This window comes from Achromobacter sp. RW408 (genome assembly GCF_003184165.1).
In the GTDB taxonomy this organism is placed as follows: Bacteria; Pseudomonadota; Gammaproteobacteria; order Burkholderiales; family Burkholderiaceae_B; genus Achromobacter; species Achromobacter xylosoxidans.
Genome location: NZ_QHHO01000049.1, coordinates 380,093 through 404,618, shown reverse-complemented (window position 1 = coordinate 404,618; position 24,526 = coordinate 380,093). Strand labels below are relative to the sequence as shown.

17 protein-coding genes are annotated in these 24,526 nt (G+C 67.9%); 9 read left to right on the top strand and 8 right to left on the bottom strand.

What is annotated here, in order from left to right; all coding sequences use genetic code 11:
• A partial coding sequence (locus DK459_RS21330; RefSeq protein ID WP_110135250.1) for an MFS transporter occupies positions 1 to 1,385 on the top strand: 1,385 nt, incomplete at its 5' end.
• A gap of 14 nt (positions 1,386 to 1,399) precedes the next feature.
• Here DK459_RS21330 and proC read toward each other — a convergent pair.
• A complete protein-coding gene (proC, locus tag DK459_RS21325) occupies positions 1,400 to 2,206 on the bottom strand; it encodes a pyrroline-5-carboxylate reductase (RefSeq protein ID WP_053497369.1) in 807 nt (268 codons plus the stop codon).
• A gap of 18 nt (positions 2,207 to 2,224) precedes the next feature.
• Entirely contained in the window at positions 2,225 to 3,373 is a 1,149-nt protein-coding gene (locus tag DK459_RS21320; protein WP_006386248.1) for an alpha-hydroxy acid oxidase, read from the bottom strand.
• A gap of 220 nt (positions 3,374 to 3,593) precedes the next feature.
• Between DK459_RS21320 and DK459_RS21315 the strand changes: the two genes are divergently transcribed.
• The 5 genes from DK459_RS21315 to dapA are packed head-to-tail and all read left to right on the top strand — an operon-like array spanning position 3,594 to position 9,973.
• The gene (locus tag DK459_RS21315) at positions 3,594 to 5,021 is read left to right on the top strand and encodes an FAD-binding oxidoreductase (RefSeq protein WP_049054099.1); all 1,428 of its coding nucleotides are present in this window, start codon (positions 3,594 to 3,596) and stop codon (positions 5,019 to 5,021) included.
• Between the two features lie 39 nt (positions 5,022 to 5,060).
• On the top strand, positions 5,061 to 6,143 hold the full coding sequence (locus DK459_RS21310; RefSeq protein ID WP_006386246.1) for an ABC transporter substrate-binding protein: 1,083 nt from the start codon (positions 5,061 to 5,063) through the stop codon (positions 6,141 to 6,143).
• 22 nt (positions 6,144 to 6,165) lie between these two features.
• Entirely contained in the window at positions 6,166 to 7,254 is a 1,089-nt protein-coding gene (locus DK459_RS21305; protein WP_024070550.1) for an ABC transporter ATP-binding protein, read from the top strand.
• Positions 7,255 to 7,258: 4 nt separating this feature from the next.
• A complete protein-coding gene (locus DK459_RS21300) occupies positions 7,259 to 9,034 on the top strand; it encodes an ABC transporter permease subunit (protein ID WP_110135044.1) in 1,776 nt (591 codons plus the stop codon).
• A 36-nt stretch (positions 9,035 to 9,070) separates the two neighbouring features.
• Positions 9,071 to 9,973, top strand: coding sequence for a 4-hydroxy-tetrahydrodipicolinate synthase (dapA, locus tag DK459_RS21295; RefSeq protein ID WP_047991993.1), 903 nt, complete (start codon positions 9,071 to 9,073; stop codon positions 9,971 to 9,973).
• 51 nt (positions 9,974 to 10,024) lie between these two features.
• Here the strand turns inward: dapA and DK459_RS21290 are convergent, their stop codons facing one another.
• The 4 genes from DK459_RS21290 to DK459_RS21275 all read right to left on the bottom strand — a co-directional run bounded on the left by DK459_RS21290 (position 10,025) and on the right by DK459_RS21275 (position 14,301).
• Positions 10,025 to 10,852 carry an IclR family transcriptional regulator gene (locus DK459_RS21290; protein WP_006386242.1) on the bottom strand — a complete coding sequence of 276 codons (828 nt, stop codon included), beginning with the start codon at positions 10,850 to 10,852 and terminating at the stop codon, positions 10,025 to 10,027.
• A gap of 204 nt (positions 10,853 to 11,056) precedes the next feature.
• Positions 11,057 to 11,824, bottom strand: coding sequence for a phytanoyl-CoA dioxygenase family protein (locus DK459_RS21285; RefSeq protein WP_006386241.1), 768 nt, complete (start codon positions 11,822 to 11,824; stop codon positions 11,057 to 11,059).
• Positions 11,825 to 11,936: 112 nt separating this feature from the next.
• On the bottom strand, positions 11,937 to 13,058 hold the full coding sequence (locus DK459_RS21280) for an AI-2E family transporter (protein ID WP_104413556.1): 1,122 nt from the start codon (positions 13,056 to 13,058) through the stop codon (positions 11,937 to 11,939).
• Positions 13,059 to 13,236: 178 nt separating this feature from the next.
• A complete protein-coding gene (locus DK459_RS21275; protein WP_020926131.1) occupies positions 13,237 to 14,301 on the bottom strand; it encodes a LysR family transcriptional regulator in 1,065 nt (354 codons plus the stop codon).
• A 397-nt stretch (positions 14,302 to 14,698) separates the two neighbouring features.
• On the opposite strand from DK459_RS21275, the gene DK459_RS21270 reads away from it, so the two are divergent.
• The 3 genes from DK459_RS21270 (at position 14,699) to DK459_RS21260 (ending at position 20,710) form a co-directional block, all read left to right on the top strand.
• Positions 14,699 to 15,889, top strand: coding sequence for an efflux RND transporter periplasmic adaptor subunit (locus tag DK459_RS21270; protein ID WP_006386238.1), 1,191 nt, complete (start codon positions 14,699 to 14,701; stop codon positions 15,887 to 15,889).
• Between the two features lie 36 nt (positions 15,890 to 15,925).
• Positions 15,926 to 19,141 (top strand): efflux RND transporter permease subunit, encoded by a 3,216-nt coding sequence (locus tag DK459_RS21265; protein ID WP_006386237.1) that lies wholly within the window; start codon positions 15,926 to 15,928, stop codon positions 19,139 to 19,141.
• Positions 19,142 to 19,210: 69 nt separating this feature from the next.
• A complete protein-coding gene (locus DK459_RS21260; RefSeq protein ID WP_110135043.1) occupies positions 19,211 to 20,710 on the top strand; it encodes an efflux transporter outer membrane subunit in 1,500 nt (499 codons plus the stop codon).
• Positions 20,711 to 21,355: 645 nt separating this feature from the next.
• Here the strand turns inward: DK459_RS21260 and DK459_RS21255 are convergent.
• Positions 21,356 to 22,240, bottom strand: a complete 885-nt coding sequence (locus tag DK459_RS21255) for a dienelactone hydrolase family protein (RefSeq protein WP_035182580.1) — start codon at positions 22,238 to 22,240, stop codon at positions 21,356 to 21,358.
• A gap of 62 nt (positions 22,241 to 22,302) precedes the next feature.
• Positions 22,303 to 24,526, bottom strand: a 2,224-nt coding sequence (locus DK459_RS21250) for a DUF748 domain-containing protein (RefSeq protein ID WP_146221923.1), incomplete at its 5' end; no start/stop codon positions are given.

Below are 24,526 nucleotides of genomic sequence, written 5' to 3'. Positions count from 1 at the left end.
GCCCCCTTGGCCTGGCGGTGCTGCTGTCCGGCGGCTTCATCACGATCTTCGACCTGTTCGTGGTCAACGTCGCGATACCCAGCATGCAGACCACGCTGTCGGCCAGCTTCGCGCAGATCAATTTCATCATCGTCGCGTACGAGCTGGCCTACGGCGTGCTGTTGATCGCCGGCAGCCGGCTGGGCGACCGCCATGGGCGCCGCCGCCTGTTCATGCTGGGCATGGCCGGCTTCGCGCTGGCCTCGGCGCTGTGCGGACTGGCGCCCGACGCCAACACGCTGATCGGCGCGCGCGTGCTGCAGGGCGTGGCCGCGGCCACGCTGTTCCCGCAGGTCTACGCGCTGATCCGCGTCAGCTACGACGGCCACGCGCGACGCCGCGCCTTCGGCCTGCTCGGCATGACATTGGGGTTGGCGGCCATCGCCGGCCAGGTGCTGGGCGGCTGGATCGTGCATGCCGACCTGTTCGGCCTGGCATGGCGCACGATCTTCCTGGTGAACGTGCCGGTCGGCATGCTCGCGTGGCGGCTGGCCCGCCATATTCCTGAGTCGCGCGACGCCGCGGGCGCGCCGATGGACTGGGGCGGCGCGGCGCTGGTCGGAGCGGGGCTTGGCCTGCTGCTGTTGGCGCTGGTCGAAGGGCCTGCGCGCCACTGGCCGGCCTGGACCCTGGCCTGCGGCGGGGCGGCGATCGCGTTGCTGGCGCTGTTCGTGTGGACGCAGCGCCGCGCTGGCGCCGCCGGCCGCGCGCCGCTGGTCGACATGGCGTTGCTGGCGCAGCCGCGTTTCGCCGCGGGTTGCCTGCTGGTGACGCTGGTGTTCTCCACCGCCAGCGCCCTGTTCCTGTGCTACGCCCTGCTGTTGCAGACCGGCCTGGGCGTGGACGCGCTGACGGCGGGCACGGTGTTCGCGCCGGCCAGCGTCGGCTTCGTGGCCGGCTCGATGGCGGCGCCGCGGCTGGTGGCGCGCTTCGGCACGCGCGCCATCATGCTGGCCGCATTGCTGTACGGCGGCGCCACGGCCGCCCTGATGCTGCAGGTCGGGTCGGCCGGCGCCGCGCTCGCGCCGTGGTCGCTGGTGCCGGCGCTGGTCTGGTTGGGCGCGGCGCAAGGCGCGGTCAATACGCCACTGGTCAATCTCGCGCTGGGCCTGGTGCAGGACCGCCACGCGGGCATGGCCGCGGGCGTGGTGGCCACATTGCAACAGGTGGGCGCGGCGCTGGGCGTGTCCGCCGCCGGCATGCTGTTCAGCGGCGCGCTTGATGCGTACGCCGATGCCGCGGACGGCGAACGCTATGCGCGCGCGTTCGCCAGCGCCATGCAATTCAACGTGGCGGCAATCGCCACGTCGGTATTGCTGCTGTGGTGGCTGGGGCGGCGGCGTTGACCCGGCACAGCACACTAGCCCGCCGACAATTCGCGCGCGCGTTGCGCGGCCTTCAGCGCCGCCTCGGCAATGGCTCGGGCCACGCCCGCCTCGCGCAGATGCGTCAGCGCGGCGTAGGTGGTGCCGCCCTTGGAGGTCACCCGTTCCTGCAGCTCGATCAACGCCGCGTCGTCGCCCGCCGCCAGTTCCGCGGCGCCGCGAAACGCCGCCACCGACAGGCGGCGCGCATCGACCGCGCCGAAGCCGAGCTCCCGCGCCGCTTGTTCCAGCGCCGCCATGAAATGGAACACGTAGCCCGGACCGCTGCCGGTCACGGCGGTGACGGCGTCAAGCATGGCCTCGGTATCGACCCAGATGCATTCGCCCACCGCGGCGAACAGCGCATCCACCTGCGCGCGTTGCGCCGCGCCGCAACTGGCGGTGGCGTACAGGCCCGTCATGCCCAGCCCGACCTTGGCCGGCGTATTGGGCATTGCCCGCACGATGCGCGCATGGCCGCCCAGCCATTGCGACAGCGACGCGAGACTCACGCCCGCCGCGATGCTGACCACCGTGGCCGGCGCTGACAGATGCGCCCGCACTTGCCCGCAGGCGTCATGCAGCGCTTGGGGCTTGGTCGCCAGTACGCACAGCGCCGCGTCGGCGATCTCGGGGCCGGCGCTTGCCTGGCACGCCAGGCCGCGCGCCAGCAGGCTGGCGCGGGCAGGTTCAAAAGGTTCGGCCACCAGGAAATCCGCCCGCTCGCGGCCCCGGGCCAACAATCCGTCGATGATGGCGCTGGCCATGTTTCCGCCGCCGATGAAGACGATTCTTTCACGCATGATGTCTGGTTCCCTGTGTCAATCGAAAATGGCCCGGCGCCTGCGCACCGCCGCGGCGTCGAGCGCGCCGATGCGATTACGCCCGAGCAGCCGCAATGTGTTCTCCAGTTCGGTCCGCAGGATCGCCAGCACCTCGCCCGCGCCGCGCGGCCCCCGTCCCGCCAGCCCGTACAGCGGCGCGCGGCCCAGCAGCACCCCACGCGCGCCCAGCGCCACCGCCTTGGCGATATCGCTGCCGCGCCGCACCCCGCCATCTACCAGCACCTCGAGCGACTGCCCCAGTTCGGCCGCGACAGCCGGCAGGACTTCCAGCGGGCAGGGTGCGCATTCCAGCTGCCTGCCGCCATGGTTGGACAGCACGATGCCATCCACGCCGCTGGCCTGCGCCCTGCGCGCATCGGCCAGCGTCTGGATGCCCTTGATGACAAGGCGGCCGGGCCACTGGCGGCGCAGCCAATCGATGTCGTCCCAGGTCAGGGCCATATCCATCTGCCGGCTCAGGGCGGACGCCTGCTCGGTGATGTCCTCGCGCGCGTTGGAACTGACAGCCAGGTTCTTCAGCTGCGGACCGCCGCCGCGCAACATGCGCCAGCACCAGCCCGGATGGGCCGCGAGGTCGAGCAGCAGGCGGCCGGAAGGGCGCAGCGGCAGCTGGAAGCCGTTGCGCTTGTCGTGGTCGCGGTTGCCATGCACCGGCACGTCGACCGTCAGGAACAGCACCGTGTAGCCGCTGTGCCATGCGCGGTCCATCAGGTGTTCGGCGATGCGGCGGTCGCGTTGCACGTATAGCTGCAACCACAACTCGCCGGCGCTGGCCGCGCGCACGTCTTCCAGCAGCGAGGTCGATGCGGTGGACAGCACGAACGGCAGGCCGGCTCGATGCGCGGCGCGCGCCAGGTGCACGTCCGCATCGGGCCAGAACAGCCCGTTCAGGCCCGTCGGCCCGACAATGGCGGGCATGGCCGCGGCCGCGCCCAGCACGGTGCTTTCCAGGTGGCAGTCGGTGACGTCCGCCAGCACTTGCGGCACGAATTCCAGCTCGCCAAAGGCGGCCACGTTATGGCGCAGCGAGATCCCGTCCTCGGCCCCTCCTTCCAGATAATCGAAGGCCAACCGGGGCAGCCGCCTGCGCGCCTGCGCCCGGTAATCCATCACGCTGGGCAGCATGTCTCTTCCTTGTTGGCTGGATTTCAATTAAATTACATAACAAACACATCAATTGTATTTCGATTGTTTTAGCGTGAGCCATTCCGGCCTTCCCGCTTAGGACATACCCTAAATTCAATTGATATACGATTATTTAAATCGAAAAGCAATTTAAGTAATCGTATGCTGTGTCTCAACGTGATCGGTTCTCGACCTTTCCGATCCCTACGGGACGACAGACATGACCATAGGTACCCCCCTGCTCGATGCGCTTATCCAGGCGCTGGGCGATAGCGCAGTCCTGCGCTCCGACGCCGACATGGCCGGCTACACCGAAGACTGGCGCGGCCGCTACAAAGGCGCGGCGCTGTGCGTGGCCCTGCCGGGGTCGACCCGGCAAGTCGCCGACATCGTGCGCCTGTGCAACGACTACGCCACCCCCGTATTGCCGCAAGGCGGCAACACCAGCCTGTGCGGCGGCGCGGTGCCGGACGAGGCCGGCCCCCCGCCCGTTATCGTCAACCTGTCGCGCCTGCGCCAGATCCGCCGCGTGGACCCGGCCAACAATTCGATGGAAGTCGAAGCCGGCTGCGTGCTGGCCACGGTGCAGCAGGCCGCGGCGGAACAAGGCCGCCTGTACCCCATCAGCCTGGGCGCGGAAGGTTCGTGCCAGATCGGCGGCACCATCGCCACCAACGCGGGCGGCACCGGCGTGCTGCGCTACGGCAATACGCGCGACAACATCCTGGGCCTGGAGGTCGTGCTGCCCGACGGATCGATCTGGAACGGCCTGACCGCCTTGCGCAAGAACAATACGGGTTTCGACCTGAAGCACTTGTTCATCGGCGCCGAAGGCACCTTGGGCATCGTGACCGCGGCCGTGCTGAAGCTGCACCCCCTGCCCAATCGCCACGCCATCGCCTGGCTGGCGCCCACCGATCCGCAGGCTGCGCTCGACATCCTGGGCCTGTTCCAGCAGCAATGCGGCTCGCGCCTGTCAGCCTTCGAAATGATCGACAGCAATCAGCTGGACATCGTCATGACCCATGTGCCCGGCCGCAAGAATCCACTGCCCGGCGCGCACCCCTGGCATGTGCTGGTGGAGCTGTCGGACACTGGCAGCGGCGCGGAGCTGCAGGAGGTCCTGCAACAGATCCTGGAACAAGCCTTCGAACTGGGATTGCTGCGAGATGCCGTGGTGGCCAGCAACGACAGCCAGCGCGCCGCGCTCTGGGAAGTGCGCCATAGCGTCTCGGAAGGCAACAAGAAGGCCGGCGTGGGCCTGACCACCGACAGCGCCGTGCCGGTCTCGAGCGTGCCGCGCTTCATCGCCGCCGCCACCGAGGCCGTGCGCCGCCTGGTGCCGGACCTGCCCATCCTGATCGTGGCCCACCTGGGCGACGGCAACGTGCACTTCATTCCCTTCTTCACGTTCGACGCCTGGAACGCGCTGCCCGAGCGCGACGCCATGGCGGCCGCCATTCGCCGCGCCGTCAACGACGTGGCCGATGCGCTGGGGGGCACCTTCAGCGCCGAGCATGGCGTGGGCCGCACGTCGCTGGCCGAAATGGCGCACTACAAGTCACCGGTCGAACTGGCCATGATGCGCACGCTGAAAGCCAGCTTCGACCCCGCCGCTCTCTTCAATCCCGGTCGCTTGCTGCCCTGAAGCCGCCCTTCCCGTCCGCCGTCCCGCTGGAGCCCTTCCATGAAATCCACCTCCTACAACGCCTCGCGCCGCAGCGCGCTCAAGACCGCCGCCGCTGGCGTCGCCGCCCTGGCCATGCCGATGATCTGGACGCCGTCGCGCGCGGCTTCCAAGCGCATCGTCGTGCGCGACGACGGCGGCATCTACAGCAAGGCCTATGGCGCGGTGTTCTACAAGCCGTTCACGGACGCCACCGGCATCCAGGTGGTGGGCGTGCAGGCCAACGCCGAGCCCACCGCGCAGATCCGCAGCATGGTGGACACCGGCAACTACACCTGGGACATGGCCAAGATCAGCCAGCCCGCCATCCTGATGCTCACCGAAGGCGGCAAGGTCTACCTGGAAAAGCACGGCCTGGAATCCGACCCGGTCGTGGCCACCATTCCCAAGCAATACATGTCGCCCTATGGCGTAGGCAACAACGTCTACACCACCGTGCTGGCCTACCGCACCGACGCCTTCAAGGGCCGCCGCGCCCCGGCGTCATGGGCGGACTTCTGGGACGTCAAGAACATCCCCGGCCGGCGCGGCCTGCGCAAGCACCCGTTCGACACCATCGAGGAAGCGCTGATGGCCGACGGCGTGCCGACCGACAAGGTCTATCCCTGCGACATCGACCGCGCCCTGGCCAGCCTGGACAAGATCAAGCCGTCCGTCGACGTGTGGTGGAACACCGGCGCGCAGGTCGAGCAGATGCTGGGCTCCGGCGAAGTCGACATGATCGCCACCTGGGTCTCGCGCGCGCAATCGGCCATCGCCAACGGCGCGCCCGTGCAGATCGTGTGGGACCAGAACATCTGGGGCTGCGACAACTGGTCGATCCTGAAGGGCACGCCCAACGCCGACGCCTGCCGCGAATTCATCAAGTTCGCCTCGGACCCCAAGCGCCAGGCCGCGCTGGTCGAGTTCTTCGCCGCCGGCGTGACCCAACCCGCCGCGTTCGACCACATCAAGGCCGACGTGGCGCGCAATTGCCCCACCCACCCCGACAACATCAAGACCGGCCTGCACATCAACGCCGCCTACTGGCTGGACAAGCAGCGCGACGTGCTCGAGCGCTTCAACGGTTGGGTCTTGAAGTAATTCTCTGCATACGCCGAACGCCATGTCTTCTTCCAATCTGCAAATCTCGGGCCTGGGCAAACGCTATGGCGATTTCGTCGCCCTGGCGCCCACGCACCTGGATGTCGCCCGCGGCGAATTCCTGACCCTGCTGGGCCCGTCCGGCTCCGGCAAGACCACGCTGCTGAGCCTGATCGCGGGCCTGGCCAGGCCCGACGAAGGCCGCGTGCTGATCGACGGCAACGACGTCACCCACGGCGCGCCGTACGAGCGGGACATCGGCATGGTGTTCCAGAACTATGCGCTGTTCCCGCACATGACCATCCTGGAGAACATCGCCTTTCCCCTGAAGATGCGCAAGGTGCCGGCGGCCGAGGCGAAGCGGCGCGCGCAGGAAGCGCTGGACATGGTGCGGCTGCCGCAGGTCGGCGCGCGCCTGCCGCGCGAACTGTCCGGCGGCCAGCAGCAGCGCATCGCGCTGGCGCGCTGCATGGTCTACCGCCCCGCGATCATCCTGATGGACGAGCCCCTGGGCGCGCTGGACAAGAAGCTGCGCGACCAGATGCAGCTGGAGATCAAGCGCATCCATCGCGAACTGGGCACCACCATCGTCTACGTGACGCATGACCAGGAAGAGGCCATGACCATGTCCGACCGCATCTGCCTGATGAACGGCGGCGCGATCGAGCAACTGGGCACGCCAGCCGACCTGTACTTCCGCCCGCGCACCCTGTTCGTGGCGGACTTCCTGGGCGAATCCAACCTGCTGCAGGGCGAGGTCACGGCCGTCGACGGCGCCACGCTGACCGTCAGGCTGGCGCACCAGGGCGTCAGCGGCCAGGCACTTTCCAATGGCGCCACGGTCAAGGTCGGCCAGAAGGTCACGCTGATGCTGCGTCCGCAGAATCTGCAGGCAGGCCCCGCCGAGGCCCATGGCCGGGCCCTGACCGGCAAGCTGCTCGACGTGATGGTGACCGGCAGCCTGACCAAGCTCTATCTCGATTCGGGCGCGCCCGACAGCGCCCCGCTCGTGGTCGCCTACCCCACGCGCCGCCAGGCCGAGCAGTACGCCATCGGCCAGCCGCTGTCGGTGACCTGGCAGGCCGCCGACGCGGTCGCCATCGCGGAGTGACCGCATGAGCCCCCTTGCCCCTCCCCGCAAGCGCATGAGCCAGGGCCGCCGCCATTTCCTCATGGCCGCGCCGCTGGTGATCCTGCTGCTGGTGCTGCTGATCTATCCGGTCGGCCAGTTGCTGCTGCTGAGCTTCTACGGCGACCAGGGTTTCTCGCTGACGCAATACCACCGGTTGTTCGAGTCGTCGGTGTACGTCAACGTGCTGCTCATCACGCTGAAGATCTCGCTCTGGACGACCTTCTTTGCCGTGGTGGCCGGCTACCCGGTCGCCTACCTGATCTCGAGCCTGTCGGCCCGGCGCAAGACGTCGCTGCTGTTCTGGGTGTTGCTGTCGTTCTGGACCAGCTTCCTGGTGCGCACCTTCGCGTGGGTCGTGCTGCTGGGCCGCAACGGCGTGGTCAACCAGATGCTGCAGGCGCTGGGCATCCTGGATGCGCCGGCCAACCTGCTCTACAACTTCGGCAGCGTGCTGGTCGGCATGGTGCATGCGCTGATGCCGCTGGCGGTGCTGACGATGCTGTCGGTCATGGAGAACATCGACCGCAACCTGCCACGCGCCGCCTCCACCCTGGGCGCGCGCCCGGGCACCGCGTTCTGGAAGATCTACTTCCCGCTGTCCATGCCCGGCGTGGCCGCCGCGGCCATCATGGTGTTCGTCACCGCCATCGGCTTTTTCATCACCCCGGCGCTGCTGGGCGGCCGCAAGGAGACGATGATCACCCAGATCATCATCGACCAGGTGCAGCAGACCATGAACTGGGAATTCGCCGGCGCGGTGTCGGTGCTGCTGCTGGTGGTGGTGCTGGCCGTGTTCGCGCTGTACGACCGCATACTGGGCCTGTCGACCATGACCGGCGCCGGCGCGTCGCGCCCCCGCGCCTCGGCCAAGCCCGGCCTGGCGCGCCGCGCGGGCGAGGCCCTGCTGGACCTGCTGGCCGCGCTGTCCGACCGCCTGTTCTCGCTGCTGCCCACGCGCCTGCGCCGTTCGGTGTCAGGCACCGGCCAATCGCGCACCCTGTGGTGGATCGTGCTGGCGGTGCTGGCCTTCCTGTCCGCGCCCGCCTTCCTGATGATCCCGCTGTCGTTCGATTCGGGGTCCGGCCTGACCTGGCCGCCCAAGGGCTTTTCGTTGCAATGGTACGAGCAGATGTTCACGTCGCCGGTGTGGATGCAGGCCATCACGCGCTCGCTGGTCGTGGGCGTGGGCACCGGCCTGCTGGCCATGCTGATCGGCACGCCGGCCGCCTTCCTGCTGGTGCGCGCCGACATGCGCGGCAAGTCCGCCATGCTGGCCTTCGTGCTGTCGCCCATCGTGGTGCCGCGCATGATCATCGCGGTGGGCATGTTCTATTTCTTCGCCCGCGTCGGCCTGGTCGGGTCGACCGTCGGCCTGATCCTGGCGCACACGGTGGTGGCGGTGCCGTACGTGGTGATCACCATGATGGCGGTGCTGCGCAACTACGACACGCGCCTGGACCTGGCGGCGCAGAGCCTGGGCGCGGGGCCCTGGTCGACGCTGCGCTTCGTGACCTTCCCGATCCTTGGCGCGGGGCTGATGTCATCGTTCCTGTTCGCTTTCGCGACCTCGTTCGACGAACTGACGATCGCGCTGTTCGCCTCGGGCGGGCTGAACGCCACCCTGCCCAAGCAGTTCTGGGACGAGGTGACGCTGCAGATCTCCCCGGTGATCGCCGCCGTGTCCACCTGCCTGTTTATCTTCATCGCCGCGCTGATCTGGCTCGCCGACCGGCTGCGCCGCCGCAGCCTGGCGGGCTGAGGCGCGGCGCCGTTTCCCTTCCATCAGGATTTTTCCATGTTGAATGCAAGCCACCTGCGCGGCGTGTTTCCCGCGATTCCCACCCCGGTCAATGCCGACGACACCATCAACGTCCCGGCGGCCCAGGCGCTGATCGCCTACCTGCTCAAGCAGGGCATCGACGGCATCGTGCCGCTCGGCGGCACCGGTGAATACGGGGCTTTGGCGCGGGCCGAACGCATCCGCATGTGCAAACTGACGGTGGACGCCGTGGCCAAGCGCGTGCCGGTGATTCCCGGCGTGCTGGACCCGGGCTTTCACGACGCCCTGCAGGCCGGCCGCGAATTCGCCGACGCGGGCGCCGACGCGCTGATGGTGCTGACGCCCTACTACACGACCCCGACCCAGGCCGGCATCCGCGAGTACTTCCTGCGCTACGCCGACGCATCGCCGCTGCCGGTGATGATCTACGAGATCCCGTACCGCACCCGCATCGCGATCGCGCCCGAAGTGCTGCACGAACTGTCGCGCCACCCGAACATCATCGGCATGAAGGCCTGCAACACGGACATGTACCACTTCCTGCGCACGGTGGCCGGCGTGGACGAATCGTTCGCCGTGTTCAGCGGCGAGGACACGCTGCTGCCGGTTCACCTGGCCGCCGGCGCCCAGGGCGGGATCGTGGTGACGGCGAGCCTGCTGCCCAAGGCCTGGCGCAAGGTCTATGACCTGGCCGCCGAAGGCCGCACGCGCGACGCCATGCTGCTGCACCGTCGCCTGATCCCCCTGATGAACCTTGCGTTCGCCGAGACCAATCCCGGACCGATGAAGTCGGTGATGGATCTCATCGGCGTCGATGCGCCGGAAGTGCTGGATCCCCTGGTGCAGCCCGGGGCCGACCTGCAGGCGTCCTTGCGGTCGGTGGTCAAGCCCTTGCTGGCGGAGTTCGAAGGCGTTTGAGACAGGCGATTCGGGAAGGACTGGGCGCAATCGATCGACCGCGCCCGGCCCTTACCTCGAATACGCCGAGAACTTGGACTTGGAGATGGACGTGGCCGCCACCTGCACGTGCTGCGCCAACTCCGCCTCGACCCTGGCCACGGTCCATCGCGTCGTCGGCACGGAAATGTTGATCGCCGCCACCGCCAATCCCCGATGATCGATCACCGGCGCCGCCACCGAAATATCTCCCAGCACCGTTTCGTTCACGATGATCGCGTAGCCCTTTTCGGCCACGCGCTGCGCGCGTTCGAGCAGCTTGTCGGGATTGACTTCCGTGTAGGGCGTGATCGGCTCCAGGCGGGTCTGCGACAGGATTTCACGGCGCTGCTCGTCCGACAGGCGTGACAGGATCGCCGTGCCCGACGCGGTGAAATACGCCGGCAGGCGGCTGCCCACGGCGATGTCCACATTGACCAGGTGATGCCCTGGGAAGCGGGCCACGAACACGATCTCGTGCCCGTCCAGTTCTTGCAGGTTGGTGGTTTCGCCCAGCGTGCGGCTGATGTCCAGCAGATAGGGCGACGCCTTGTCGATCAACTCATTGGCGCGCACGTAGTTGTACGAGAACTGCAGCACCTTCGGCGTCAGTCCGTAATTGCGCGTGTCCGGAATGCGGCGCAGATAGCCCAGCGTTTCCAGCGTGTAGACCAGGCGTTGCGTCGCGCTGCGGTCCAGGCCCGAGGCACGCGCAATGTCGGCCAGCGTCATGTGGCGTTTCGGGCCGTCGAAGGCGTGCAGCACCTGGAAGGCTTTTTCGGTCGAGCCTACAAAGAGCGAAGACCGGGTCTCGGTCGCCGCCTGCGTCTTGTCCGTATCGTCGGGCTTGTTTTTGGGCACGGGAGCAGCCTATTTGAAAGAAGGAGCGCGCGCGAATCGGAAGCGCGGGCCGTCTTGCCGGCGGCAATCGCGCGTATCGCACGCGATTTAATTGTAATTCAATTATTAATAGCAGATCCCAATTACCACATAGCGCGGCACGCGCGATCGCGCTGCCCTCAACCGTGCGTCGGCGGACCAGCCCTCACGCTGCCGCGAGCGCCGTCATGCGGCCAACGGCACGCCCGGCTGGCTGGCCGAGCGCGTGCCCGGCACCGGATGACAGGACTGCGGATGGTAGGTATGCACCAGTGACAGCTTGACGCGGTCGCTGCGGTTGCCCTGCGCCGCGTGCAGCGTGCGGCAATGGAAGAACACCAGGTCACCGGCGCGCAGCTCGGGACAGACGGCGCGCGCGATCCATGCGGCGTTCTCGGGCGCGTCATCGCGGAAGAATTTCTGCTCGTCGAACTGCGCCGGCTTGAACGCCGCCGCGTGCGAACCGGGAATGAACGACAGGCCGCCGTTGTCCCAGTTCTCGTCGCCCAACGCCAGCCAACAGGACATCAGGTCGGTATCGGAAAACGACCAATAGCGGATGTCCTGGTGCCAGCCGGTCAGGCTGCCATAGGCGGGATGCTTGGTCATCACGCAGTTGTGGTGCACCGTGGACAGCACCGGCGTCTCGCCGAAATAGCGCGCCAGCGATTGGCCGATGCGCGCGTTGGTGGCCCATTGCGCGAACAAGGGATCGCGCCCATAAGCGCTGAGCAGGCGCCGCACCGTCAGACCGCCTTCGGCGTTGCGCGACTCGGGCGCGCCGGGATAGCGCAGGTCCGCCTCGTATTCGATGGGCGCCACGTGCTCGCGCAGATGGCGCTCGGCCAGCGCGCGCAGCGCCGCCACCTCGGCCGGGTCGGCGAACTGGCGCGCGACCACGAAACCCTGCTCGCGCAGGACCGCTAACTCATCTTCTTGCAACGACGCGGACATGATGAACCTGCCAACCCCTCAGACCCCGCGGCGTAAGCTGCAAAGCGTCTGCGCACAGGGCAGGCGCGTGCCGGGCGAGGCGCCGGCGAGCGCGGGGAGAGCTAGATTACACCTAAATACGCGGGCCGGCGGCCGGCGCCTGGTCGGGCGGGGGCGCGGCCCGGAGGCGGGCGGTGTCACGCTCGGCTTCCTCGTGGTGCACCCACTCGCGCCACACGGCCACCAGCAGCGCCATCAGCACCGGGCCGACGAACAGCCCGACGATGCCCATGGTCTTCACGCCCCCCACCAGGCCGAAGAAGGTCGGCAGGAACGGCAGCTTGACCGGCCCGCCCACCAGGCGCGGACGCAGCGTCTTGTCGACGATGAACAGTTCGACGCTGCCCCACACCATCAACGCGATGCCCGCCACCACATGGCCGGAACCGACCAGGTACAGCGACACCAGCGTGAACGACAGCGGCGCGCCGCCGGGAATCAACGCCATGAAGCCGGTGACCACGCCCAGCAGCACCGGCGACGGCACGCCGGCGACCCAGTAGGCGATGCCCAGCACCACGCCCTCGCCCAATGCGATCAGGCCCATGCCGGTGACGGTGGAATTGATGGTGGCCGGCACCACGCGCGAAAAACGCTGCCAGCGCGCCGGCAGGATGCGTTCGCCCAGCACGTCCAGTTGCGCCACCATGCGCATGCCGTCCTTGTAGACGAAGAACAGTGTGATCAGCATGAACAGCACCGTCAGCAGCAACTGGAACACGTTGCCGGTGGCGGCCAGCACCATGCGGTAGATATTGCCCAGGTGTTCGCCGCTGACGGCCTCGACCAGCGCGCCCAGCGCATGCGGCTGGCCGATATAGGCCTGCCAGTATTCGGAGAGCCGGTCGCCCACCACGGGCATCGAGGTGATCCAGTTGGGGACCGCGACGCCATGGCGATTGGCGGCGATGGCCCAGGCGAAGAAGGTGCTGGCCTCCTTGATGGCGTACGACAGCGCCAGCGACAACGGCACGATCAGCACCACGATCACCACCAGCAGGGCCAGCGACGCCGCCAGCGCGGTGCGGCCGCCGCAGCGCGCGACCAGCCGCTGGTACAGGGGCCAGCTGGCCAGGCCGATGATCAGCGCGGCCAGCGCCGGCACCAGGAAGCCGCTGAGGAAATACACCCCCGCCAACAAAACGAGCAGCAAAAGCCAACGGGCGATCAGGTAAGCGGGGAGTACAGGCTGCATAGAGCGGATCGACAGTGAATGCGTTGAGGCTTTGACTGTCGGACTATACAGACGTTTCGGGAAATACGAGGGACGCAAGCCCTGTATTTACTACGGGGTTTCCCGGTGTTCAGGGATTTTGCCGGCAAATTGCGGGCGTGGCGGACCCGCGGGCCCGCCACCTCGGACACGGCCTGCCTTACAGCGCGTATTCGGCGGCCTCTTCGCGCGCGGTACGGCGGCGCGGCATGGGGTCGTTGGCAGCGGCCACGCCGGCCACGGCCATCTGCTTGGCCTGGCTGATCTGGCGCTGCTGGAACACGCCGCAACTGGCGGCGGCCGGATCGGTCTCGTCGCGGCCGCTGAGCAGCGGGCAGCTGGCGAACAGTTCCGCCGCCCAGTCGGCGAAGGCGCGCACCTTGGGCGACAGCTGGCGGCTTTGCGGATACAGCACCGAGATCGCGGTGGCGCTGGGCTTCCATTGCGGCAGCACCTCGATCAGCTCGCCCGACTGCAGGTAGGGCAGCGCCATGTAGCGCGGCGTCTGGATCAGGCCGAAACCCTTCAGGCCGCAATCCAGGTAGGCGCCGGCCTCGTTCACCGCCACGGTGCCGCGCATGTCCACTTCCTGGTGCTTGCCGTCGATCTTGAAGTCCCAGGCGCAGTTGCGGCCGGTGCGGCTGGAGAAATAATGCACGGCGTGGTGGTTGCGCAGTTCCTCGATGGTCTGCGGCATGCCATGGCGCGCGACGTAGGTCGGCGAGGCGCAGGTCACGGTCTGCAGGGTGCCGATGCGGCGCGCCACCAGGCTGGAATCTTCCAGGTCGCCGGCGCGGATGACGCAGTCGACCGCCTCCTGCACCATATCGACGGGACGGTCGCCCATGCCCAGCACCAGCTCGACATCGGGGTACTTGTCGTGGAAATCACACAATGAGGGAATCAGGATCAGCCGGCCGATACAGGTCGGCACATCGATGCGCAGCCGGCCCTTCAGGCGCAGCGCCGCTTCCTGGAAACAGGCCTCGGTTTCCTCGACGTCGGCCAGGATGCGCACGCAGTGCTGGTAGTAGCCGGCGCCGTCGGGCGTCAGGCCGATGCGACGCGTGGTGCGGTTGAGCAGGCGCACGCCCAGCAGGCGTTCGAGATTCTGGATGATGGTGGTGACGGTGGTGCGCGGAAGCGAGAGGCTGTCGGCCGCCCGGGTGAAACTATTGGCGTCCACGACGCGCACAAACACCTGCATAGCCTGAAAACGGTCCATGGCGACGGTGTCCTTTAAGGGCAATTTGGTCGGGGTGTACGGAGCATAACCCGAATTCGTCCGAGATTAGACAAATCTGCCGAACAGTGTTGCCGAGATAGACGTGTTTATCCGCGCCGGCAAAACACTCAGAATGCAAAGCATCTTGAAGTGCCCGTGCCGCCCGGCGCCATCCCAGGGCCTGTCAATCCTCAGATTCCGATCCCGGTATAACCCGTCCCCCAAAAAAAGGCGGGTTCCACCAGGGAAACGTAACCGCGTTGCATGTTGCACTGCAATATGACATCGGTGTTTCAGGACTGACAGACCCGCCGCGATGCCCGCCCCGCCGCCAACCCGCCCCCGTCGCGGTCACGGCAAGCGCGCTTCACCCCGACATCACCCATCAAGGAACATCATGGTTTCGCGTAATCGTATTGCTGTGCTCGTCGTCTTCGCGGCCGTCATCGCGGCCGGCGGTGGCTATGCCCTGTTTCGCGCCCCCGCCGGCGCCAACGCGGCCCAGGCGCAAGGCGCGCCCGCCGCGACCCCTGTCGAGGTGGCCGAAGTGGTCAGCAAGACCATCGTCGATTGGCAACGCTACTCCGGCCGGCTGGAAGCCATCGACCGCGTGGACATCCGCCCGCTGGTGTCCGGCACTCTGACCGCGGTGCACTTCCAGGACGGCAGCATCGTCAAGAAGGGCGACGTGCTGTTCACCATCGACCCGCGCCCCTACGCGGCCGAGGTGGACCGCGCCGCCGCCGCCCTGACCGCCGCCAAGGCCCGCGCCTCGTACACGGCCACCGAACTGGCCCGCGGCCAGCGCCTGTTGGCCGACAACGCCATCGCCCGTCGCGACTTCGAGGAAAAGCAGAACGCCGCGCGTGAAGCCGCGGCCAACCTGCAAGGCGCGCAGGCCGCGCTGGACTATGCCAAGCTCAACCTGGGCTACACCCGCATCGAAGCGCCGGTCGCCGGCCGCGTGTCGCGCGCGGAAGTCACGGTGGGCAACGTGGTCGCCGCCGGCGCCGCCTCGGTGCCGCTGACCACGCTGGTGTCGGTCTCCAAGATGTACGCCTCGTTCGACGTCGACGAGCAGACCTTCCTGAAGTACGTGAACCCCGCCCGCAACGGCAAGGCTGGCTCGGTGCCGGTCGAACTGGGCCTGGCCAACGAGGATGGCTACTCGCGCACCGGCTTCGTGCAATCGGTGGACAACCGCCTGGACGCCACGTCCGGCACCATCCGCGTGCGCGCCGAATTCGACAACGCCGACGGCACCCTGCTGCCGGGCCTGTACGCCCGCATCCGCCTGGGCGGCAGCGAACCGCGCAGCGCCGTGCTGATCGACGAGAAGGCCATCGGCACCGACCAGGACAAGCGCTACGTGCTGGTGCTGGACGACAAGAATCACGCCAACTACCGCCAGGTGAAGCTGGGCGCCAACCAGGAAGGCCTGCGGGTCGTGGACTCCGGCCTGGCCGCCGGCGAACGCATCGTGGTCAATGGCTTGCAGCGCGTGCGCCCCGGCGACGCCGTGAGCCCGACCGTGGTGCCCATGGTCGCGGCGCAACGCAACCCGGTCAAGACCGCGGCCGCCAACTAAGCCGCCGGTGAACCGCAAAGCAGAACGAGAACGTTCATGAATATCTCGAAATTCTTCATCGACCGGCCGATCTTCGCCGGGGTGTTGTCCGTGCTGGTGTTGCTGGGCGGCCTGCTGGCCATGTTCCAGCTGCCGATCTCGGAATACCCGGAAGTGGTGCCGCCCTCGGTGGTGGTGCGCGCGCAGTATCCGGGCGCCAACCCCAAGGTCATCGCCGAAACCGTCGCCTCGCCGCTGGAGGAATCCATCAACGGCGTGGAAAACATGCTGTACATGCAGTCGCAGGCCAACAGCGACGGCAACCTGACGCTGACGGTCAACTTCAAGCTGGGCGTGGACCCGGACAAGGCGCAGCAGCTGGTGCAGAACCGCGTGTCGCAGGCGTTGCCGCGCCTGCCGCCGGACGTGCAGCGGCTGGGCGTCACGACCACCAAGAGCTCGCCCACCCTGACGCTGGTGGTGCACCTGATCTCGCCCAACGACCGCTACGACATCACCTACCTGCGCAACTACGCGATCCTGAACATCAAGGACCGCCTGGCGCGCATCACCGGCGTGGGTGAAGTGACGGTGTGGGGCGCGGGCAACTACTCGATGCGCGTGTGGCTCGACCCGCAGAAGGTGGCGCAGCGCGGCATGACGGCCGCCGAAGTGGTCGCCGCCATCCGCGAGCAGAACGTGCAGGTCGCCGCTGGCGTGATCGGCGCGTCCCCGACCCTGGGCGACGTGCCGCTGCAGCTGAACGTGAATGCGCGCGGCCGCCTGCAGACCGAAGAGGAATTCCGCGACATCATCCTCAAGACCTCGCCCGATGGCGCCGTGACGCACCTGTCGGACGTGGCCCGCGTGGAACTGGATGCCCAGGAATACGGCCTGCGTTCGCTGCTGGACAACAAGCAGGCGGTGGGCATGGGCATCATGCAATCGCCGGGCGCCAACGCGCTGGACGTGTCCTCGCAGGTGCGCGCCGCCATGGCCGAGCTGGCCCAGGACTTCCCGCCGGGCGTGGAATACCGCATCGAATACGACCCGACCCAGTTCGTGCGCTCCAGTATCGAGGCCGTGGTGCACACGCTGCTGGAAGCCATCGCGCTGGTGGTGCTGGTGGTGATCCTGTTCCTGCAGACCTGGCGCGCGTCCATCATCCCGCTGCTGGCGGTGCCGGTGTCCATCGTGGGTACGTTCGGCCTGCTGCTGATGTTCGGCTATTCCATCAACGCCCTGTCGTTGTTCGGGATGGTGCTGGCCATCGGGATCGTGGTCGACGACGCGATCGTGGTGGTGGAGAACGTCGAGCGCAACATCGCCGCGGGCCTGAGCCCGCGTGACGCGACCTATCGCGCCATGCGCGAGGTGAGCGGCCCCATCATCGCCATCGCCCTGACGCTGTGCGCGGTGTTCGTGCCGCTGGCGTTCATGACCGGCCTGACCGGCCAGTTCTACAAGCAGTTCGCCATGACCATCGCCATCTCGACGGTGATCTCGGCCTTCAACTCGCTGACCCTGTCGCCCGCTTTGTCGGCCCTGCTGCTCAAGAGCCACCACGACAAGCCCGACTGGCTGACCCGGGGCATGAACCGCGTGTTCGGCCGCTTCTTCAACTGGTTCAACAACATGTTCGGCCGCGCTTCGGAAAGCTACGGCGTGGGCGTGTCCGGCGTGATCCGCCGCAAGGCCGGCGCCATGGGCGTCTATGCCGTGCTGGTTGCCGCCACCATCGGCGTGTCGTACCTGGTGCCGGGCGGCTTCGTGCCGGCGCAGGACAAGCAGTACCTGATCGGCTTCACCCAGCTGCCCAACGGCGCCTCGCTGGACCGCACTGACGCCGTGATCCGCCGCATGAGCGACATTGCCCTGAAGGAACCTGGCGTGCAGAGCGCCATCGCCTTCCCGGGCCTGTCCATCAACGGCTTCACCAACAGTTCCAGCGCCGGCATCGTGTTCGTGATGCTCAAACCCTTCGACGAGCGCAAGGGCGCCGCGCTGTCGGGCAACGCCATCGCGGCTTCGCTCAACCAGAAGTTCGCGGCCATCCAGGACTCGTTCATCGCCGTGTTCCCGCCCCCGCCCGTGATGGGCCTGGGCACGCTGGGCGGTTTCAAGTTCCAGATCGAGGACCGCGGCGCCGCCGGCTACGCCGAACTGGACAAGGCCAAGTCCGCGTTCCTGGCCAAGGCGCGCCAGGCGCCCGAGCTCGGCCCCGCGTTCTCCAGCTACGAGATCAACGTGCCGCAGCTGGACGTGGACCTGGACCGCGTCAAGGCCAAGCAGCTGGGCGTGCCGGTGACGGAAGTCTTCGACACCATGCAGATCTACCTGGGCTCGATGTACGTCAACGACTTCAACCGGTTCGGCCGCGTGTTCCAGGTGCGGGCACAGGCGGACGCGCAGTACCGCGCGCATGCCGATGACATCCTGCAGCTCAAGACCCGCAATGCCGCCGGCGACATGGTGCCGCTGTCGTCGCTGGTGACCGTCAAGCAGACCTTCGGCCCCGAAATGGTGGTGCGCTACAACGGCTACACCGCCGCCGACATCAACGGCGGACCGGCGCCGGGCTACTCGTCCGACCAGGCCCAGGCCGCGGCCGAGCGCGTGGCCGCCGAAACCCTGCCGCGCGGCATGAAGCTGGAATGGACCGACCTGACCTACCAGCAGATCCTGGCGGGCAACGCCGGCCTGTGGGTGTTCCCGATCAGCGTGCTGCTGGTGTTCCTGGTGCTGGCCGCGTTGTACGAAAGCCTGACCCTGCCGCTGGCCGTGATCCTGATCGTGCCGATGAGCATCCTGGCCGCGCTGACCGGCGTGTATCTGACGGGCAATGACAACAACATCTTCACCCAGATCGGCCTGATGGTGCTGGTGGGGCTGTCGGCCAAGAACGCGATCCTGATCGTGGAATTCGCCCGCGAGCTCGAAATGAACGGCCGCACGCCGCTGGAAGCCGCGATCGAGGCCAGCCGCCTGCGCCTGCGTCCGATCCTGATGACGTCGATCGCCTTCATCATGGGTGTGGTGCCGCTGGTGCTGTCGTCCGGCGCCGGTTCGGAAATGCGCCACGCCATGGGTGTCGCGGTGTTCTTCGGCATGCTCGGCGTGACCCTGTTCGGCCTGTTCCTGACGCCGGTGTTCTACGTGCTGCTGCGTTCGATGGGCGGCAAGAAATTGCACTCGGCCGCGCCGCACGAGGCGCCGGTGTGCATGCCGCACATCGACCCGAACGCGCCGCCCGCCACGCAGCACAACGCCTGATCCGGCCTGGAAAAAAATAGCCAGCGCGCCCCGTCCCGCACGGCGGGGCGCGCGCCCAAGAGAATCGTCATGAAGACCAAAAGACTGATCCGCGGTTCCGCCCTGCTTGCCGTCCTGCTCGTGCTGGCCGGCTGCGCGGTGGGCCCGACCTACGAACGGCCCGCGGCCGCCACGCCGGCGGCCTACAAGGAAGCCGCGCTGCCCGCCGCCGAAGCCGGCACCTGGAAACCGGCGCAGCCGTCCGAGGAAGCGCTGCGCGGCGAATGGTGGAAAGTGTTCGGCGACGAAGGCCTGAACCAGCTGCAGGAAGAGGCGCACAAAGCCAACCAGAACCTGCAGGCCGCCGCCGCCCGCCTGACCCAGGCGCGCGCGCTGCAACGCGAGGCCCGCGCCGGTTTCTTCCCCAGCCTGGACGCCGCCTTCGGCCCCAATCGCCAGCGCCCCTCGGCCGTATCGCAAGGCCTGCCCGACGGCACGTCGACGCGGCCGGTGACCACCTGGCGCGCGCAAGGCACGGTGTCGTACGAGGCCGACCTGTTCGGCCGCGTCGCCTCCACCGCCGACGCCGCCACCGCCGACGCGCAGCAGAGCGAAGCGCTGTACCGCTCGGTGCTGCTGGCGCTGCAGGCCGACGTCGCCACCACCTATTTCCTGGTGCGCGAACAGGATGCCGAAGCCGCGCTGTACCGCCAGACGGTGCAACTGCGCACCGAGACCCTGCAGCTGATCCAGCGCCGCTACGACGCGGGCGACATCAGCGAGCTGGACCTGGCGCGCGCCAAGGCCGAACTGGCCTCGGCGCAATCCGAAGCGCTGGGCATCGACCGCCGCCGCGCCGCCGGCGAACACGCGCTGGCCGTGCTGCTGGGCCGCGCGCCGTCGGAATTCGCGATGCCGCCCAAGCCGATCGAAAAGGTGGCGCTGTCGATCCCGGCCGGCCTGCCGTCGACGCTGCTGGAACGCCGTCCCGACATCGCCGCCGCCGAACGCGCCATGGCCGCCGCCAACGCCCGCGTGGGCGCCGCCAAGTCGGCGTTCTTCCCGCGCCTGGACATCACGGGCGCCTTCGGCTACGAGTCGTCGGAACTGGGCAACCTGTTCCAATGGTCGAGCCGCACGTTCCTGCTGGGCCCGCTGGTCGGCGCCGCGCTGTCGATGCCGATCTTCGACGGCGGCCGCCGCCAGGCCGGCCTGGACCGCGCCCGCGCGGTCTACGAGGAAGATGTGGCGGTCTACCGCCAGACGGTGCTGAACGCGTTCCGCGAAGTCGAGGACAACCTGGCCAACCTGCGCATCCTGTCCGACCAGACGCGCGCGCAGGACGCCGCGGTGGAAGCCTCGGCCCGCGCCGCGAAGCTGTCGCACACGCAATACCGCGAAGGCTCGATCAGCTATCTCGACGTGATCGAAGCTGATCGCAGTGTGCTGCTGCAGCAACGGGTGGCGGTGCAGTTGAGCGGTGAGCAGGCGCGGTCTGCGGTGGATCTGATTCGGGCGATCGGCGGCGGGTGGGGGAATCCGGTTCCTGGGGCGGAGGCTGTGGCGGAGGCTGTGGCGGCTAATCGTTAGTTGTACATTGCTCGAGCATTGCGTTGGCTGCTGTTGGCGATGATGAGTCGGTCTTCGTAGGTCGCCCCTCGGGCGGGCGGACCCGGTGGCGGGCGCCCACGATTGCGGTCCGGAGCGTTCGCTCCGGACTGCCCCATCCTCATCCTCGTCCTCGCCTTCGGCGACTCCTTCGGATTCCGTCGGGCGCATCTACACGCCCCGCCCCCGCCTGCCGCCGTCCCGCCGGGCTCAGGATGTCTTGGTTTCCGCATTGTTGGGGCGAGGTGGGTGCTTGGCATGCTTGGCCGCATCTACGGGGGGCGGAGGAATTTGCGGGGCCCGCCAAAGCCGGCCGCGCGGGCGGCCTTTTTTGGCTTACGCGGGGTCTTGCAGTTCAGGATGAACGCTGCGCGTGTGCGTGCGACATGAGCGTTTGGAAACGGAATCTGGAGTGTCGGGATTGGCGTCCAACGGATAGCCGCAGGCCGCCCGTCAACGACGTTGCAGCCACCTTCCCTCCTCTCCACCCGCGCGCAGCGCCGCTCTCACGACGCACCGCCAAAGCGTATGCCGGGACCGGCTGCCCGCGCAGCCGGTCCCGGCGGGCAACGCAAGATCTCTCCCCTCACTCCGCCCGAGCGGCCTACGAAGAACGAGCTTCTCGCCTCAAGCCCCGAGCCCATTCTGCTTGAACCAGTCAAGCATCCTCTGCCAAGCCTGCTCCGCCTCGGCCTTGCGGTAACTCGGCCGGTAGTCGGCGTGGAAGGCGTGGGGGGCTTCGGGGTAGACGTCGATGCGGGAGGCCTTGGCGGCGGCGGGGCCTTTGGCGAGTTCGATGCGCATCTTGTCGACGTCGGTCTGGGGGATGCCGGCGTCCTTGCCGCCGTAGGCGCCAAGGACCGGGGCCTTGAGGTCGTTGACCAGGCTGAGGACGGATCGGGGCTTGAGTTCGGTGGGGTCGCCGGCCAGTTGGCCGTACCAGGCGGCGCCGGCCTTGAGCTTGGGGTTGTGGGCGGCGTAGAGCCAAACCTGGCGGCCGCCCCAGCAGAAGCCCAGGATGCCGAGCTTATCGTCGCTGCCGCCGTTGGCGGCGGCCCAGGCGACGGTGGCGTCGAGATCGGCCTGCACCTGCTTGTCGGGCACTTTGCCGATGATCTCGGCCTGCAGCTTGGGAATCTCGGTGTACTTGGACGGGTCGCCCTGGCGCGCGAACAGTTCGGGCGCGATGGCCAGGTAGCCCAGGTGGGCCAGGCGGCGGCAGACGTCCTGGATGTATTCGTGCACGCCGAAGATCTCGGACACCACCAGCAGCGTGGGAAGATTCTTCCTGCCGGCCGGCGCGGCGCGGTAGGCGGGCATCTTGCCGTCGGCGACGGGAATGTCGACCTTGCCGGCGGTCAGGCCGTTGGCGTCGGTCTTGATGGCGGTCTGCGCGACGGCGGGGCCGGCGGCGAGCGAGAAGCCGGCGGCGACGGTGGTGGCGATGAAGCCGCGGCGGTCGAGCTTGAGGGGCGGCAGCAGGCTGTCGAAATGCGCGTCCTGGTCTTTCATCATGCATCTCCGGGCAAGGGACGGCCGCCGGACGCGGGCGCGTCCTGGCGAACCGCCGGGGTTCACTTCAGGGAGAAGTCCACGCGCGAGGGCAGGCCCTCGTCCTTGATGCCATCGGCGTCCAGTTGCGGGGCAACGATGAACACGCGATCCGCGAGTCCTTCCTGGGCTTGCAGCTTTTCGTATACCGCCTGCGCGCGCGCGTCGGCCAGTTGGCGCAACTGTTCCTCGCCGACCGGCGCCACGCTGCGCAGCATCTCCTCCATCTGCTCTGGCGGCACGGACTTGGCCATGCCGATGAAATTGCGCGGCTTGTCCTTGATGTCGGTGTCGTCGTAGACCTCTTCCAGGTACTTGGCGCGTTCGGCGCCCGAGACCTCGACGCCCGCCGGGTTCGGCTTCTTGCCGCGCGGCGCGACATCGCGGGCCTTGGCCAGGCGGATCTGGGCGTCGACCCAGGCCTGGCGCAGGCCGTCCAGGTCGGTCTTGGGATCGGCGCGGCCGCTCAGGTCCATCTTGAGCGCGGGGCGGTCGGCCAGGGCCTTGGTCAGCGTTTCGATACGCTGCAGCGTGTCTTCGGTGAGCGCGGCGCTGCCGGGCGCGAATTCCACGTACGACAGTTCCTCGCCGCCGCCGAAGGCGGACGCCAGCAGGCTGAACGGCGAGGTGACGGCCTTGACCACCAGGTTCAGCAGCACCCGCACGACGATGCCGCCGACCGAGAACTCGGGGTCGTCGAGCGAACCGGAGATCGGCAGGTTGATGTCGATGTTGCCGCGCGAGTCCTTCAGCAGGGCCACGGCCAGCAGCACCGGCAGCTTGGTGGCGTCGGGGCTGTTGGTCTTGTCGCCGAAGGTGAGCTGGTTCAGCACCACGTGGTTGGTGGCCAGCAACGCGCGGTCCTTGATCTTGTATTCCAGGTCGACCGATAGCTTGCCGCGCTTGATCGGGTAGCCGACGTACTTGGCCGAGTAGGTGTTGAAGCGCGGCAGGTCCACGCCCTTGGCCGACGCCTTCAGGTCGAGCGACAGGTACTTGGCGAACGGCTGCACCACGCCGCTGATCGACAGGGGCGCGGTGGTGTAGACGCGGCCGGTGACCTTGACCTTGGCGGGCTGCGGGTTGGTGGACGAGACCGCCGTGATGGAGCCGTCGATATTGGACAGCTCGGCCACATAGTTGGGCTTGACGAAGCGGTCGGTGAAGGTCATGCGGCCGCGCGTCAAGGTGACGCTGTTGAGCGAGATGTCGGGCATGCCGCCGCCCTTGGCCGCCGGCGCCGGCGGTTCGGCGCGCCGGCCGGGGGTCTGCGTATCCTGGGTGATGGAGCCGCCGGCCTGGCCGGGCGCCGCCACCAGGTCCATGACGTTCAGGCGGCCCTGGGCGTTCAGCAGGATGCGGCCGTAGAAGTCGTCGAGCGCGATGTCGCCCAGGCCGGCGGCGATCTTCTCGCCCGCCACGGCGACGTTCATGCCGGAGAACGCCAGGCGCTTCCAATTGAGGAAGTCGTCCTTGTTGACGCGGTCCTGCAGGTCGACGTCGGTGATCTCGACGCCGCCCTTCCAGCCAGCCTTCATCGGCGCGTTGCCGTTGGCCGCGGCGAAGTCGGCGTCGCCCTTGGCGCCCAGCGTGATGGCGCGCACGGTGGCGTTCAGGCTGGAGGCGAAATACGGCGCGAACGAGGCGACGTTCAGGCCGGACAGGTCGACCGACGTCTTGACGGTCAGCGGCTGCGGCGCGAAGGCGCCCTTCAGGTCGAGCTTGCCGCCGCCCTGGATGCCGGCCGCGGCCAGCGTGAAATTGCTGGTGCCCGGGCCCATGGCGAGGCGGTCGGCGGTGACGACCAGCTGCTGCAGCGCGATGTCGAGCGCCGGCTTCAGCGTTTCGTCGCGCGCCTTGAACTGGGCCAGCTCGGCGCGCACGCCGGTGGCGGAGGCGTCGATGGCGCCGTTGTTGTCCAGCACGTGCACCTGCGCCGTCAGCCCGAGGCGGCCGTCCAGCAGCTGGATCGGCGACAGGCTGCGCACGGCCGGCGCGAACGGCGCCAGCGCGACGTTGCCCATGCGCAGCGCCAGTTCCAGCGACAGCGGCTGCAGCACCAGCGGGCCCTTGGCGCGGATCCAGCCGCCGTCGGTGCTGTTGTCCACGGTCAGCCAGAGATTGATGGGCTCGCCCTTGACCTGCGGCAGCGCCACGCCTTCGACGGTGACGCCCAGGCCGGTCAGGGTGTAGTCGAGCTTGCTGACGGCGTCGGTGACGTAGAGCTCGCCTTCGTGGATGTTGAAG